This window comes from uncultured Campylobacter sp. (assembly GCF_938039205.1).
In the GTDB taxonomy this organism is placed as follows: domain Bacteria; phylum Campylobacterota; class Campylobacteria; order Campylobacterales; family Campylobacteraceae; genus Campylobacter_A.
Window position 1 is genome coordinate 1 of the sequence record NZ_CALHVM010000017.1, and the last position, 14,230, is coordinate 14,230.

14 protein-coding genes are annotated in these 14,230 nt (G+C 46.1%); 8 read left to right on the plus strand and 6 right to left on the minus strand.

What is annotated here, in order from left to right; all coding sequences use genetic code 11:
- Nucleotides 1–140: 140 nt before the first annotated feature.
- Nucleotides 141–458, minus strand: a complete 318-nt coding sequence (locus tag Q0394_RS01900; protein ID WP_002949437.1) for a hypothetical protein — start codon at nucleotides 456–458, stop codon at nucleotides 141–143.
- Between the two features lie 222 nt (nucleotides 459–680).
- Nucleotides 681–1,211, minus strand: a complete 531-nt coding sequence (locus tag Q0394_RS01905) for a chemotaxis protein (RefSeq protein WP_298945297.1) — start codon at nucleotides 1,209–1,211, stop codon at nucleotides 681–683.
- A gap of 150 nt (nucleotides 1,212–1,361) precedes the next feature.
- Here Q0394_RS01905 and Q0394_RS01910 point away from each other — a divergent pair, with 150 nt between their 5' ends.
- The 3 genes from Q0394_RS01910 to Q0394_RS01920 all read left to right on the plus strand — a co-directional run bounded on the left by Q0394_RS01910 (nucleotide 1,362) and on the right by Q0394_RS01920 (nucleotide 4,464).
- On the plus strand, nucleotides 1,362–3,608 hold the full coding sequence (locus tag Q0394_RS01910; protein ID WP_298945299.1) for a nitric-oxide reductase large subunit: 2,247 nt from the start codon (nucleotides 1,362–1,364) through the stop codon (nucleotides 3,606–3,608).
- 76 nt (nucleotides 3,609–3,684) lie between these two features.
- Nucleotides 3,685–4,230 (plus strand): DUF1523 family protein, encoded by a 546-nt coding sequence (locus Q0394_RS01915; protein ID WP_298945301.1) that lies wholly within the window; start codon nucleotides 3,685–3,687, stop codon nucleotides 4,228–4,230.
- Between the two features lie 96 nt (nucleotides 4,231–4,326).
- Nucleotides 4,327–4,464, plus strand: a complete 138-nt coding sequence (locus tag Q0394_RS01920) for a hypothetical protein (protein ID WP_002949443.1) — start codon at nucleotides 4,327–4,329, stop codon at nucleotides 4,462–4,464.
- Nucleotides 4,465–4,530: 66 nt separating this feature from the next.
- Here the strand turns inward: Q0394_RS01920 and Q0394_RS01925 are convergent, their stop codons facing one another.
- From Q0394_RS01925 to Q0394_RS01935, 3 genes are read right to left on the minus strand one after another with little or no spacing between them, the layout of a single operon-like run.
- Nucleotides 4,531–6,966, minus strand: coding sequence for a GGDEF domain-containing phosphodiesterase (locus tag Q0394_RS01925; protein ID WP_298945303.1), 2,436 nt, complete (start codon nucleotides 6,964–6,966; stop codon nucleotides 4,531–4,533).
- The gene (locus Q0394_RS01930) at nucleotides 6,963–7,847 is read right to left on the minus strand and encodes a cytochrome c peroxidase (RefSeq protein ID WP_298945306.1); all 885 of its coding nucleotides are present in this window, start codon (nucleotides 7,845–7,847) and stop codon (nucleotides 6,963–6,965) included. The genes Q0394_RS01925 and Q0394_RS01930 overlap by 4 nt, the downstream gene beginning before the upstream one ends.
- A gap of 43 nt (nucleotides 7,848–7,890) precedes the next feature.
- Complete coding sequence (locus Q0394_RS01935) at nucleotides 7,891–8,610, minus strand: class I SAM-dependent methyltransferase (RefSeq protein WP_298945308.1); 720 nt, start codon at nucleotides 8,608–8,610, stop codon at nucleotides 7,891–7,893.
- Between the two features lie 51 nt (nucleotides 8,611–8,661).
- Between Q0394_RS01935 and Q0394_RS01940 the strand changes: the two genes are divergently transcribed.
- On the plus strand, nucleotides 8,662–9,057 hold the full coding sequence (locus Q0394_RS01940) for a thioesterase family protein (RefSeq protein WP_002951634.1): 396 nt from the start codon (nucleotides 8,662–8,664) through the stop codon (nucleotides 9,055–9,057).
- A 152-nt stretch (nucleotides 9,058–9,209) separates the two neighbouring features.
- On the opposite strand, the gene Q0394_RS01945 is transcribed toward Q0394_RS01940, so the two are convergent.
- Nucleotides 9,210–9,584, minus strand: coding sequence for a transcriptional repressor (locus tag Q0394_RS01945; protein WP_002951633.1), 375 nt, complete (start codon nucleotides 9,582–9,584; stop codon nucleotides 9,210–9,212).
- Between the two features lie 112 nt (nucleotides 9,585–9,696).
- Here Q0394_RS01945 and Q0394_RS01950 point away from each other — a divergent pair, with 112 nt between their 5' ends.
- The 4 genes from Q0394_RS01950 to Q0394_RS01965 all read left to right on the plus strand — a co-directional run bounded on the left by Q0394_RS01950 (nucleotide 9,697) and on the right by Q0394_RS01965 (nucleotide 14,185).
- Nucleotides 9,697–10,623 carry a zinc ABC transporter substrate-binding protein gene (locus Q0394_RS01950; protein ID WP_298945310.1) on the plus strand — a complete coding sequence of 309 codons (927 nt, stop codon included), beginning with the start codon at nucleotides 9,697–9,699 and terminating at the stop codon, nucleotides 10,621–10,623.
- Complete coding sequence (locus Q0394_RS01955) at nucleotides 10,624–12,189, plus strand: DUF1007 family protein (protein ID WP_298792470.1); 1,566 nt, start codon at nucleotides 10,624–10,626, stop codon at nucleotides 12,187–12,189.
- The gene (locus Q0394_RS01960; protein ID WP_298945312.1) at nucleotides 12,186–12,941 is read left to right on the plus strand and encodes an ABC transporter ATP-binding protein; all 756 of its coding nucleotides are present in this window, start codon (nucleotides 12,186–12,188) and stop codon (nucleotides 12,939–12,941) included. Before Q0394_RS01955 ends, Q0394_RS01960 begins: the two co-directional genes overlap by 4 nt.
- A 446-nt stretch (nucleotides 12,942–13,387) precedes the next feature.
- On the plus strand, nucleotides 13,388–14,185 hold the full coding sequence (locus tag Q0394_RS01965) for a metal ABC transporter permease (protein WP_298792466.1): 798 nt from the start codon (nucleotides 13,388–13,390) through the stop codon (nucleotides 14,183–14,185).
- Nucleotides 14,186–14,230: the final 45 nt, after the last annotated feature.

Genomic DNA, 14,230 nt, shown 5'->3' on the forward strand with positions numbered 1-14,230 from the left:
TTTTAAATAGCGAGCGGTTTATGGCCGCTCGCTAGCTTGATTTGCTTTCATTTAATTTGATCCGAATTTATATCGCTTAAGTAAAAAACCAAATCTTAAAGGCCAAATTTGGGTGGTTTTATCAGTGCACAAATTTAACGCTAAACCGTCTCCCAAAATCTCGGTTTCGTTTTGATCGTATCCTTATTTTTCTCGTGCAAAATTTGCAAGAACTCTTTAAAATTTGGAGTAAAAATCGAAGCCGCTGGCGCAAATTTATACTCGCTCGTGCCGTCTTTCTCAAACTCGTCCGCAAAACAAATCCGCCAAATTCTAGCGCTATTTATCCATATTTTCGTACTCTCAAGCGCTGTAATTTGCTCAAATTTATACCTAGACGCGAGTTCCTGCCCTCTAAAAACATAGATGTAATTTTGATCAAACCAAAGGCTTTCACGCGAGATGAAAAACCGCTCCAACCAAAGTAAAAATGGCCGTACGGAAAGTCTTTTTATCGCGCTTGATTCGCCTATTGCAGCGAGCTGACGCGGGCTAAGCTTGCTAGGATTTCGCCAAAATATCGTCCAAATAATCCCGCCAAAAAGTAAAACGTTAAAAGTTATGATTAAAATTGCGGTTATTTTTAAAATTTGAGCCCTTTCAAAAATATGAATTTAGCCTCCGTGTCGCTTGCGCCGAGCTCACGCTGCTTTTATGCCGCCATTAAATTTAGCGCCTTTAAATTTGAGTTCGCCGCAAAATCTTTTGCCAAATTTTGCCTCGACGATGAGAACTAGCACGAAAAATATCTTTTCGTCGTTTAAAAAAGAAATTTGGCGCAAGGTTTGATTTGCTCCATTAAATTTGACGCCGTTTTCGCGTAATGTGCGGCAAAACTCGGCCTCATCAAAGCCTAGTTTTTGCGAGATTTCAGCGATCGTATAGGGCTCGAGCGAGGCGATGATGCGGTCCATGTTGCACATGCTAGGATTTTTGCGACGAGTGACGACGTCTGTAAATTCATTTGCGAGTTTGATGAGCTTTTTCTTGCGATTTATCACGTGTAAAACGGCTGCAAGCGCAACCAAAAAGCCCGCAAATTTATGTGCGCCCATCCAAAATTCGCCATACTCTCCGAGCGCGAAATTTACCCCCGAAAACGCGAGCAAACTAAGCCCCAAAATCAGCGTGCAAATGAGGCAAAATTTATAAACAATCTCGAATTTAAGCATAAAATCCCCCAAAATATATTTTCGTAATTATACATTTTTAAAATAAGCAATATTTTAAGGACAGATTTTATCCTTTTATTGATATACATCATTTTTGTGCAAATTTATTTTGGATAAACTTTATACGAATTTTTCAAAAGGAGACAAAGTATGCGTGAATACAAGAAGTATTGGTGGGCGCTGGTAGCAGTCGTTACTATCGCCTTCGGGATACTGGGCTATTACGGCGTAGAGGTTTATCGCGAAGCGCCGCCGGTAGTGAGTTTTGCCGATAAAAACGGCAAAATAATAGTCGAGCAAGAGCAAATTTATAAAGGCCAAGAGGCCTGGCAAAGCATCGGCGGTATGCAGGTGGGCTCGGTGTGGGGACACGGAGCGTATCAAGCGCCTGACTGGACGGCTGATTGGCTACATAAAGAGCTAGTCGCGTTTATGGATATAAAGGCAAATCAGCTTTACGGAGCCAAATTTGACGCTCTAAGCGCCGAGCAACAAGCCAACATCAAGGCTCTAACAAAGAGCGAATATCGCACGAATACGCTAAAAAACGGCGTTATAACGATCAGCGACGAGAGGATCGCCGCAGCAAAGGTAGTACGCGACGAGTATAACGGGCTTTTTGGCAACGATCCGAAATACCAAAAACTACGCGAAAACTACGCGATGAAAAACAACACGTTAGCCAAAGAGGAAAACCGCGAGCAGCTAAATGATTTCTTCTTCTGGGCGACCTGGGCTACGGCGACGAATCGCCCAAATAGCGAGGCTACGTACACGAACAACTGGCCGCACGAGCCGCTAATCGACAACGTTCCGACGAAAGAAAACGTATTTTGGACGATTATCAGCGTTACGATTTTGGTTGCGGGCGTTGGCTTACTGGTTTGGTTTTCAAATTTCTACGGAGAAAAAGATCACGAGAAACTCGCTCCTATCGACGCCGATCCGCTCTCAAGGCTAAATTTGACCCCGTCTCAAAAGGCGCTTGGCAAATACCTTTTTGTAGCGCTAGCTCTTTTTGTTTTCCAGATCATGATAGGCGGCTTCGTGGCGCACTACACAGTCGAGGGGCAGGAGTTTTACGGCATAAATTTATCCCAGTACATCCCGTACTCTTTGGCGCGCACTTGGCACATCCAGGCGAGCATTTTCTGGATCGCGACGGGCTTTTTGGCAGCCGGACTTTTCCTAGCGCCTATCATCAACGGCGGCAAGGATCCTAAATTTCAAAAACTAGGCGTTGATTTGCTATTTTACGCACTACTTTTCCTAGTCGTGGGCAGCTTTATCGGCGAATACATGGCGATAGCGGGCAAGATGGATACTAGCCTGAGCTTTTGGCTTGGTCACCAAGGATACGAGTATATCGAGCTTGGCAGAGTTTGGCAGCTTATTTTGTTTGTCGGTCTTGTTATCTGGATGGCGCTTGTGCTTCGTGGATTTGTCGGCGGATTTAAGGCTGACGGCGATAAAAACCTGCTAGCTATCTTTACGGCTTCTGCTATCGCGGTGGGACTTTTCTACGGCGCGGGGCTATTTTACGGTCAAAGAAGCCCGCTGCCGGTGATGGAATACTGGCGCTGGTGGGTCGTTCACCTTTGGGTCGAGGGCTTTTTCGAGGTATTTGCGACCGCTTCGCTTGCGTTCGTGTTCGCATCTTTAGGCTTAGTTGGCAAAAAATTCGCGACCTATTCGACCTTGGCAAGCGCTAGCTTGTTTTTGATTGGCGGTATCCCTGGCACTTTCCACCACCTTTATTTTGCGGGAACGACCACTCCGATCATGGCTGTGGGCGCTAGCTTTTCCGCGCTTGAGGTCGTGCCTTTGGTGCTTCTTGGAGCCGAGGCGTTTCATCAGTATTCGCTTCAGTTCGCGCAAAGCTGGGCGAAAAATCTCAAATGGCCACTTTACTGCTTTATAGCGGTGGCGTTTTGGAATATGCTGGGTGCGGGCGTATTTGGCTTCCTTATCAACCCGCCGCTATTTTTGTTCTACATCCAGGGTCTAAACACCACTTCGGTGCACGGACACGCGGCGCTGTTTGGCGTTTACGGATTTTTGGCGCTAGGTTTTGTTTGGCTCGTGGCGCTTTACCTTTTCAAAGGGCAAGAGTTTAACGACAAGCTGATGAAAGTAGGCTTTTGGTCACTAAATGCGGGACTAATGCTGATGATCGTAGCGTCGCTGCTTCCGATCGGTCTTTATCAGGCGGTCGCTGCGATAGATGTCGGCATGTGGTACGCTAGAAGCGCGGAGTTCTTGCAAATGGATCACTTGCAAAATTTACGCTGGCTAAGGATGATCGGCGATACGATCTTCATCATCGGTGGCGTTTGCTTCTTTATCCAGATTCTTAAATTTATCGCGGGGAGCTGCGGCTGCAAGGCCAAAGCCTAATCCGCCTAAGCCCCTGTTTTAGGGGCTTAGCTTCTTCTAAACTTCTATCTTGTAAAATTCGTCCCAAAGGACGAAAATGCAAAAATTTAAAAAATACCTTCAAATTTTCATCATTAGTTTTCTGTTTGCTCTGCATGCCTTGGTATTTACGGCGATAAACTACGCTTTTCCCCACTACGACGAGGCGATCATTACGGGCGGTGAGGTCAAGCGCATGGACAAAGACGGCTTTATCGATGCGCAAAATCCGGCCGATGGCCCGACGCGCGATGTTTATTTTATCTACACGCGCGAGATTAACGGTACTAAAGTAATGCCGTATCGCAACGAAGACACGGGCTGGGGCTTGCCGCTTTATTTTAAATTTAACTCCGCCGACGTCCAAGCCGCCGCGCAAAGCCTAGTGGGCGAAGGCAGGGCACAGATCAAATACTACGGCTGGCGCATCGCGATGTTTGATATGTTTAGAAACGCCGTTTCGGTTAAAAAGCTAAAAGAGGGCGAGACCCGCGCAAATCCTATTTTTAGCTATATCTTTTACGCTTTGACGGCAGTTTCGTTTGTAGTTTGCGCTGTTTTTGTTAGAAGGAAATTTAAAGACGAGCCAAGCTCAAATTTATAATCCAATCCAAATTTGAGCGGCTTTTCGTCGCCTCGCTCAAATTTGACTAGGCAGTAGTAGCAAATTTGACGTAAAATTTGAGGCCAAAGGATATGCGTGAGCGAGCTATACATCTTTATTTCCGAGCTTTGCGCTCTGATAAACGAAAATTTAAAAAAGAATTTCTATTTTCAGGCGGGATTATTTTTGGTTATATTTTTGCTCGGATTTTTGGCGGTCTGGATACAGGATTAGTCAAATTTGAGCGGGCAAATTTGACTAAGACGAGCTAAATTTAACGGCTCAAAGCCACCGCGCGTTTTACTCCTCGATATTGCTCGGCGAGGTCGGCTTGCCCAGCAAAAACCCTTGCGCGTATTTGATGCCAAATTTCTTTATCTCGGCGAGGATCTCCTCTGAGCTAACAAACTCCGCCACGACGTTGTAGCCCTGTCTTCCGGCAAAGTCGATGATAGTTTGCAGCAGATAGCGCGCGTTTTTGTCGTACGGGAGCTTTTTGATGATCGAGCCATCGATCTTGATCGTGTCGATATCAAGCTCTAGGATGCGGTAGTAGTTTGAGTAGCCGCTACCGAAATCATCGATCGAAATTTTGCAGTCGTAGGCGCGGATCTTGTTGATGAAGTCATTTACGATCTTATAATCATCCACGCCCTCGCTCTCTAATATCTCAAAATACACGTGCTCAGGCCTTGAGCAGACGCGTAGCTTTTTCTCGATGAGATCCCTTATGCTTTCGTTTGCGATATCGCTGCTAGAAAGGTTCATAGAAAAGCTTGTATTCGTAAACTTCTCAACTAGCCTAAATACGTGCTCGATGACCTTTTTCGTGATATCGTTATAAAGCGAAATTTTCTTTGCTATGTCCAAAAACTCGCCCGGATAGCGGATCTTGCCGTTTTCGTCGATGAGGCGCACGAGCACTTCGTAGTATTTGACCCGCGCCGTTTCACCAGATACGTCGTAGATCGGCTGACACTCGACGATCACGGTATCGTTATATAGCGCGTTTTCGATGGTGCGCGACATGATTTGGTTGTGGTAGTACTGCTGCTCGATGTGGCTGTTTTCGGTGTAGAACTGCACCGTTTCGCCGTTTTGCTTAGCTTCGTGGTGAGCCAGCATGGCTTGAGTTAGGCGGTTTGTTTGCGGAGTGTCTTGAGGCATGCTAACGCCGATGGTTATTTTGATATTTGGGATAAACTCTCTTGTTCCCTCAACCGTGATATAGAGATTATTTGCCTTAAAATAATCGATAAATTTACGCACTACACGCTCTGCATCGTCACCGCCGTACCAGATACAAAACTCGTCAAACTGCACTCTATAAATGTTCGCATCAATTTTATAAGTATCGATACAAAGCTGAAGCGTCGTCGCAAATGAAGCGATGATGGCGTCCACGGTCTTTGTTTTGTAAAAAAACCGAAAATCCATAAAGTTGTTGATGTTTATATAGATGACCATGCCGCCTGAGCCCTGCTCCATCCTTTGCGTCAGAGCAAAATAACTGCCAAGCCCCGTTAGCTTGTCTTTTAGCGCTTCGTTTTGCAGCTCTTTGTTTTTGTTTTCGAGCTCTTTTGTCATCGCGATCTCTTTGGTTTTATCAAATTTGATCGACATATAGCCGTCTTTGTCGCCGCTTTCGTTAAAAAGCGGAGAGAAAATAACCTGCTCGTATATGAGTTCGCCGCTTTTTGTTTTACTCACCAGCTCGTCGGCTCGCCAAATTTGATCCGATTCTATCGTTTTTAGCATATCTTGATAAAATTCGTTTGAGTGCTGATGGGACTTTATGATGTTTATATTTTGATCTTTTAGCTCCTCAAATTTATAACCGAAATTTTGCTCGAAAATTTTATTTACGTATTTGACCTTTCTATCTAGGTCGGTAAAGGTTATGGCGTTAAAGCTATTATCGACGGCTTGCTCGAAACGGTTTAGTAGCCTGATGTTGTTTCTAGCTCTAGCATAAGAAATATAAACAAATATCGACGCAAGCCCAAACAACACAAACACTAGCGCCATCGTCCTACGTAAATTCGATAAGACGTTTTGTATGTAGCGCTCGCTACTTTCTTTGAGGTCGGATAGTTTATTGTAAATTTCAAGCGAAATTATATCGCGGTAAAGCTTTTGCGCCTGCTCGTAGTGGCCGATCAGTTTTTGTGTGCTCGATAAAAATCCTACGTCGTTTTTAGTTAGTTTTGGGTTCTTTAAATACTCGTTTAAAAGCTTTTTGGGTGCCGCTAGATCAGTGTTTAAGTCGTATCTAAACATCAAAATTTGCGGCATCAGCTCGTTAAAATACAGCCCGTCTAAAGCCTCGAATTTTAAGATTATTTCGTTATAAACGAGCTTTGCCATTATCGTCACGGAGTTAAATTTATCCGTTAGCTCGACTCTTTTTTCAACCGCTTCCTCTAGCTCGCTAAAAGTTTTTTCGTTTAACGCTAGCTTTTCAAAGGAGATCAGGTTACTTGAATCAAGCTTTTTTAGAGCCTTTTGAAACTCCGCCGTATGGCGCATGATCGCGTCGTAGTCGGCCTCTAGAAGGCTTTTTTCGAGCAAGAAATTCGCCTCGTCGTTAGCTTCCATTGCGCTTTCTATCGTGCCTTTCCACTCATAGGCGGTTACTAGGTCCTTGGTGGCCTTATGGGTCATCACGGTTCCAAAAAATACGATACAAACGATAGTAAAAAATAAAATTTTATGAAAGATTATCTTGTGTTTCATTTTAAAATTTCCGGTTTTTCGCCGCTTAAAGTCAGCAAGAATTTATAAAGCGCGTGCGTCTGCTCGTCGCTTAGATCGTAGTTTATGCGCATTTTAGCGATTATTTTTAGCGCCTCTTTTAGATCGGCTAGCTCGCCGCTATAAAGATACGGCGCGGTTTTTTCGATATTTCGAAGGCTGGGTACTTTGTAGCGGCCGGTTTTGTTGCCGTCTGCGTCAAATTTTAACTCGTAGTAGAGATTTGCGCCCATATTTGCGCCGCTGTGGCAGTTTATGCAACCGATTGTTTTAAAAAACTCAAATCCGCGCTTTTCCTCTTCGTCAAAAACGCTCTCGTCTCCGCTGATAAATTTATCAAATTTGGCATTTGGCGTGACGAGGGCTTTTTCAAAATTTACCAGCGCATCGACGATACTTTCAAAGCTTACCCCATCCTCATAAAGCTCTTCAAATTTATTCCTATAAACGGAGTTTTGATTTACCTTTTGGACTAGAAATTTCGGCTCGCTAGCAAGCTGATTTTTATCGGTCAAGCTCTGTCTAACCTGCCCCGCTAGATCCTTAACTTCGCCGTTTTTAAAAAAGATAAAATTTAACGCCGAGTTTAGCGCAGTTGGCGGGCTAATCTCCTCGTCGGCGGAGATTTTTACGTTTTTTTTGCTAGTACCGCTTAAGTCCCAGTAAAGGTTGTGGCATTTCTCGCAAGATAGCGTTCCGCTCGGGCTTAGCGAGGCGTCGAAAAATAGCTCCTTGCCTAGTCTGGCTTTTTGTTCGTCAAATTTCGGCTGAGCGACCGGAGATAAAACGTGCGAAGCGGCGAAAGTTTGAATGCAAAAGAAGTATAAAACGCACGAAAATATCTGCAAAAACGCTCGCGACAACTAAAATCCTTTTTAAATTTTAAATAAATATCGCGATTATATCTTAAAAAACTAAAAGCTTCATTGAAGAGACGATTTTTTCCGTAACCAAGCCGTCCTGCGCGATGCTCTGTAGCCGCGATCTGACCACGTTTTCATCGTGCGTAAAATTTGCGATTTGTAAATGCCAAAGTGCGTTTTGCGTCATCTCTTCAAGCGTGCGTTTTTGCTCGCGAAACTCTTCAAGCACGCAGGAGTTAAAAGCGATATTTTCGCGGCGCAAGTACTCTTCGAAAAAATTTGCCTTTTCTTTAAAGCACCCTCTCTGCGAGCCCTCGTAAAAAAGCTCCAAAACGCTTGAATAACGCGGTTTGTTCCACCAAAGATAGACCCTTTTTTCGCCCAAATTTATAAATTTGACAAAATCCTCCTCGTCCGCGATCGCGGGGCTCATTGTACTGAAAGCCACGTCGTAAACGCAGTTTGGATTAAAGTTTTTAAAATCGCTTTGAACGGCGGTTAAATTTGAAATATTAAATTTGGCCGCGTCTTCAACCATGACTTTTAGCATCTCGCCCGAGATATCCATACCCGTTATCTCGCGGCAAATTTGCGCCAAAAACAGCGTATGCACGCCCGTGCCACAGCCTATATCCACGACACTTTTGCCCTCAAATTTGATGCCAAACTCGGCGATCTTAGCGTAAAGCCCTCTATGAAAAACGCTAGGTTCGCCCGTAAATCGCGGATAGCTCGCCGCCTTTTTGTCCCACATCTCTTTCATTTTGTTTGCCTTTAAATTTTTGCTACAATTTTAGCGTTTTTAGGAGCGAAAATGAAAATTTTTTATTACGAATTTACAGTGGGCGAGGACGCCATCGACGTGAATCATCATGCAAACAACGCTCACTACGTCATCTGGATGCAAGAAGCGGCCAACGCGCACTCAAACGCCGTTGGCGACCTCATCGAGACAAATCTCGCGCAAAACCGCACGTGGATGGTGCGCAGGCACGAGATAGACTATCTGGGGCAGCTGTTTTTGGGCGATAAAGTGCGCGTGAAAACCTGGACGCAGCCTGAAAAAAGAAGCTGCTCGAAGCGTTTTTACGAGTTTAGCAAAGATGGCGTATCTGTCGCTAGCGCGGTGACGACTTACGTGTTTTTTGATCTTGCGCGCGGTCGTCCGATCGCGATACCGCCAGAGATTGCAAAGCTTTACGAGGATTAGTTTTATAGAGCCCGCGTCAAATTTGAGTTTTTAAATTTGACTAAGCGGCCGCTTTAAATTTAGTAGATCGTATTTTTATAAAATTTGCGACAAAATTTGCTCGGCAAGCGGATTTAAGCTGCAAAATTTGCCGTCAAATTTAAGCGAAAAATTTAAAAGCACTCGTCGCAAACACCCTTAACCACGACGCTTTTGACGTGATTTTGTTTTAGACGAGGCATGTCGATGTTTGTCATCTTGTGGCAGACGTCGCAGACGAAATACGCCTTTGCCCCGCTTTCAAGCTCGTAGAAATTTTTGCGGTTATTTTCGCTTTTTAGCACGATGCCCTTAGCTTCAAAAAGGTCCATACAGCGGTAAAACGTGGTTTTGTTCGCGTCGATTTGCGCTAAAATTTCATCATAACTAAGCGGTGCGGCGGCGGCGTGTAAAATGTGCAAAATCTCAAGTCTAAGCGGAGTGATTTTGATATCATTTTTCGTTAAAAGCTCCTCAAAACCGGCTTTTTCTTCCAAATTTTCGCCCATATTTTTCCTCCGCGTTAAGAATTTTAGGGTATTATACCTTGAGAAAAATTAATTTGCAACTAAGTTGCTTTTGATATAATTTCGCCCAAATTTTAACACGGAAAGGATAAAAATGAGAAAAATTTTCGCGTTTTTATGTTTGGGCTTAGTCGCGTTATACGCCAAAGGGCAAGTTAGCGTCAGTATTTTGCCGCAGCATTATTTCGTCAAGCAAATCGCAGGCGACGCGGTCGAGGTAAACGTAATGGTAGGCAAAGGAGCCGATCCGCACACGTACGAACCAAAGCCAAAACAGATGACCGCGCTTGAAAAAAGCGACCTTTATTTTGCTATCGGGATCGAGTTTGAGGAGGCTTGGCTGCCTAAATTTCAAAAATCCTATCCAAATCTCAAAATCGTAAAAACCGATGAGGGTGTGGAAAAGATCAAATTTGAAGGTCACCACGAGCACGCGGACCACGATCATCACCATGACGCCAAGCACGAACACGCTCACCACGATCACAAACACGAGCATGCAGGTCATGACCACCATGACCACGAGCATCACCACGGCGAATTTGACCCGCACATCTGGCTAGATCCCGTCTTGGTAAAAATCCAAGCTAAAAATATCGCCGCCGCGCTAAGCGAAAAATATCCTGAGAACAAGGCTCTTTTCGAGGCGAATTTGGCTAAATTTGAAGCTAAGCTCGACGAGCTTGACGGCTTTATCAAAAACACTCTAGCAAATGTCAAAAACCGCGAATTTATCGTATATCACCCGTCTTGGGGCTACTTTGCTAAGCGCTACGATCTGGAGCAAATCGCGATCGAAGTAGATGGCAAAGAACCAAAACCGGCCGAGCTAAAAGAGCTCATCGAGGAAGCCAAAGAGCACGGCGTGAAGGTCATTTTCGTCGCTCCGCAGTTTTCTAAAAAAGCTGCGCAAACCATCGCTAAAGAAAGCGGTGCTAGCGTCGTAGAGATCGATCAGCTGCCGCTTGATTGGGATGCCGAGCTACGCAAAACGGCGCAAATTTTCGCAAAGAGCCTATAAATGAAATTTGGACGCATACTCGCTATTTTCGCGCTTTTTGCGTCCTTTTTTAGCTTTGCGCACGCCTGCGCTCTGTGCTCGCTTTACACTCCGACCGCGCATGCCGACATTAAATTTAACCTGCAAGGCGACATGATAAAAACAGCCGTCGTAACATGGACGTTTTCTGAAAATTTCACCGAACTAACGCTACAAAGCTACGACGAAAATGCCGACAAAGCGCTTAGCAAAAACGAAGCGTGGAAGGTGCAAAAATCCCTGCTCGACTACATCGTGCCGCGCGGATATCTAACTAGCGTGGGTTACTACGACGGCGCGGGCGAGACCGTAAACCTGCATACCAAAACGCTCTCGCAGCGGGTTTATCTGGATGGGGGCAGGCTAAATTTCGAGTATATTTTAGAGCTAAATTTAGCGGTCAAGGACGGCCGCGTCGTCACGGTCGAGGTTTTTGACCACGAGGGATTTTTTAACTTTAAAATAAGCTCGCCCCAGCCCTACGCACTCACGGATAAAATTTATCTCGTGCCAAACGTAAATTTGAGTACGGCATTTTTTGAGATGACCTCAAAAGCGCCTAAAATAGAGCCTGCAAAGCCCGAGCTTAGCTCGCTGGTTAAGCCAAAAAATAAGCAAAATTTAGAACAAATAGACGCCGAGGATAGGGCGAAATTTGACTCCGTTTCGGGTATGAGCCTTCAGTTTTTAGAGCGCTTAAAAGAGCTCATCAAGATAAACAGCGCCGAGCTAAACGCGCTAAATTTCGCCTTGCTAGCCGCGGTCAGCTTTTTTTACGGATTTTTGCACGCAGCTGGCCCTGGGCATGCAAAGATGCTAACGGCTAGCTACTTCGTCGCAAACGGCGGCAGCTACTCGCGCGCGCTGGTTTTTGCGATGAAGGTCGGATTCGCGCACGTTACGGGAGCGTTTTTGCTCGTACTTTTTAGCTACGTTTTTTTAAACGCGTTTTTGACGGACAAGGTCAGCGACATAGCGGGCGCGATGACGAAAATCTCGGCCGTAACGATCGTTTGTGTGAGCCTTTATATGATCTATGCTAAGATTAAAAAAACGGCGCTAAAGCCTAAATTTAGCTTTGCCGCCGCGCCTGTCTCGGGCGAAAAAGGCGCAAATGGGGCGAGTAAAGTTTTTGGTTCAAATTTAAACTCCGTGCCAAATTTGAGCGCAAATTCCGTCAAATTTAGCCCTATCGCCCACGAAAGCGAGTGCGGCTGCGCAGCCTGTAGGGCCTCTAACGAGGCGCCAAAAACAGCTAGCGAGTGGCTGGTGGTACTAGCTGGCTCGCTCGTGCCGTGTCCTGGCACACTGCTGGTTTTCGTGCTAGCATTTAGCCTAAACAGCTACGCGGCGGGGCTTGCTAGCGGCCTGTTTATGGGGATTGGGATGGGTGCGGTGATATTTCTGGCGGCCGTTTGCGGCTTTAAGCTAAAGGGCGCAGTGAGATTTCGCGCGCTGCGGACTTGCTGCGAGTTTGCCGCGCTTTTTGTGATGCTTGGGCTTGGCGTTTTTATGTTTTATATTTCGGGTAAGGTGAGCGTTTTATGAGCGACATTTCGGTGCGAAATTTGAGCTTCGGTTACGATGAGAACCTCGTGTTTGAGGGCATAAATTTAGAATACGACTGCAAGGATTTTCTAGCCGTCATAGGCCCAAACGGCGGCGGTAAAAGCACGCTTTTAAAGCTAATGCTAGGCCTAAACAAGCCAAGCGGTGGGACGATCGAGGTGTTCGGTCAGGAACCCGCTAGCGTGAGCAAGGCCGTGGGCTACGTCCCGCAAAATATCCCGATAAATCAAAGCTTCCCGATGCGCGTGCTCGAGGTCGTTTTGATGGGGCGGATAGATAAAAAGCTATTTGGATTTTACGGAAAGGACGACAAGACAGAGGCCGAAGCGGCGCTCGAGCGCGTCGGGATGGGCGAATTTACGCGGCGAAAGATCGGCGAGCTAAGCGGAGGACAGCGCCAACGCGTCTATATCGCGCGTGCGCTTTGCGCGAAGGCTAAAATTTTGATGCTAGACGAACCCACCGCCAGCATCGACACGAAGGGTCAAGCCGACGTCTATAAGCTGCTAAAACAGATCAATGCTGAAGGCACTGGCGTCGTGCTCATCAGCCATGACGTAAATTTGACGCTAAATTTTGCCACCAAGGTCGCCTACGTCAATCACGATCTTTTCATGCACGAGATCTCGCACGGTTCCAAGCAGGATTTTATCGAGCATTTGGCGAGAGATCATAGGCATTTTTGCGATGTGGAGGTGGCGTTGAAAGAGTGCGGCTGCGGAAAGCACTAAGTAATTTGCGGCTTGTCTTTTGAGCGTCTTTGAATGAGTTTGCAAAAATATCGCTGCGGCAACCTATTTGGTTAGCCTTGCTCATTTTTGCTTCACAACATTCAAATCCATCTCAAAATACTTCGCCTTAACTTTTTGCATTCAAATTTGAGTTGCCGAAACCCGCACCTTGAAAATGTAAATTTAAAACCTGCGACGCTTTGCGGTAGCAAAGCAGTGTCGCCACATTAAAAGCGTCGTAGGGAGAGGGGGATTAAAGGGGGTGGGGAGCGACTTCGCAATTTAAGCCCCCAACCCCTTTACAACAAAGTAAAAAACAACCTTAGATGGTTGTTTTTTACGAAAAGAATCTAACTAAATTTGACTAATTCAAATTTAGCACCTTAAAGATGCGGGTCTCGGCGAATAACATCAAAAAGCGCCGAAAAAAATAAAAAAGGAAACAAATGCTAGAAGCTCTTAGCTTAAATTTCATGCAAAACGCCCTGCTGGCGGGCATCCTCGTTAGCATCGCTTGCGGCGTGATCGGCACACTTACGGTCATAAACCGCATGGTTTTCATCGCGGGTGGCATCGCTCACGGCGCATACGGCGGGCTTGGCATCGCGTTTTATTTTTCGCTCGAGCCGCTGCTTGGAGCGAGTCTGTTTTCGCTGTTTTTGGCGCTACTCATCGCCACGATCACGCTCAAAGACAAAAGTAAGATGGACTCCGTTATCGGCGCGCTGTGGGCGTTTGGCATGGCGTTTGGCATCATTCTCACCGACCTGGCGCCCGGCTACAATGTCGATCTAATGAGCTATCTTTTTGGTTCGATTTTGGCCGTGCCGCAGGGCGATCTTGTTTTCATGGCGGTCGCAAACTGCGTCATACTAGCGTCAGTCGCGCTATTTTACCGCCAGTTTGAGGCGCTTAGCTTTGACACGGAGTTTGCGCGGCTGCGTGGGGTGCGCACGACGCTGCTATACTACGCGCTAACGTGCATGATGGCGCTAAGCGTCGTGATGACGATACGCGCGGTCGGACTCATCCTGGTTATCGCGCTGCTCACGATCCCGCCCTATATCGCGGGTGCGGTCTCGAGCCGCCTGGGCACGATGATGCTAAACGCCGCGCTCATCTCGGCCGCGTTTTGCGTGAGCGGGCTGTGGCTGAGCTTTGAGGCGAATCTCACTAGCGGCGCTAGCATTATCCTCATCGCTTCGGTTTGCTTTTTTATATTTACCGCGGTAAAAAGGCGGTAGATTCGGCGTTTTGGGTTAAATTTGATGAAATTTGACTCGCGATCT

Excerpts from the sequence above, each read along its gene's own strand:
- Q0394_RS01960 (WP_298945312.1), top strand. The coding sequence starts at position 12,186 with ATGAGCGACATTTCGGTGCGAAATTTGAGCTTCGGTTACGATGAGAAC.
- Q0394_RS01955 (WP_298792470.1), top strand. The coding sequence starts at position 10,624 with ATGAAATTTGGACGCATACTCGCTATTTTCGCGCTTTTTGCGTCCTTT.
- Q0394_RS01965 (WP_298792466.1), top strand. The coding sequence starts at position 13,388 with ATGCTAGAAGCTCTTAGCTTAAATTTCATGCAAAACGCCCTGCTGGCG.
- Q0394_RS01950 (WP_298945310.1), top strand. The coding sequence starts at position 9,697 with ATGAGAAAAATTTTCGCGTTTTTATGTTTGGGCTTAGTCGCGTTATAC.
- Q0394_RS01925 (WP_298945303.1), bottom strand. The coding sequence starts at position 6,966 with ATGAAACACAAGATAATCTTTCATAAAATTTTATTTTTTACTATCGTT.
- Q0394_RS01945 (WP_002951633.1), bottom strand. The coding sequence starts at position 9,584 with ATGGGCGAAAATTTGGAAGAAAAAGCCGGTTTTGAGGAGCTTTTAACG.
- Q0394_RS01915 (WP_298945301.1), top strand. The coding sequence starts at position 3,685 with ATGCAAAAATTTAAAAAATACCTTCAAATTTTCATCATTAGTTTTCTG.
- Q0394_RS01940 (WP_002951634.1), top strand. The coding sequence starts at position 8,662 with ATGAAAATTTTTTATTACGAATTTACAGTGGGCGAGGACGCCATCGAC.
- Q0394_RS01935 (WP_298945308.1), bottom strand. The coding sequence starts at position 8,610 with ATGAAAGAGATGTGGGACAAAAAGGCGGCGAGCTATCCGCGATTTACG.
- Q0394_RS01905 (WP_298945297.1), bottom strand. The coding sequence starts at position 1,211 with ATGCTTAAATTCGAGATTGTTTATAAATTTTGCCTCATTTGCACGCTG.
- Q0394_RS01910 (WP_298945299.1), top strand. The coding sequence starts at position 1,362 with ATGCGTGAATACAAGAAGTATTGGTGGGCGCTGGTAGCAGTCGTTACT.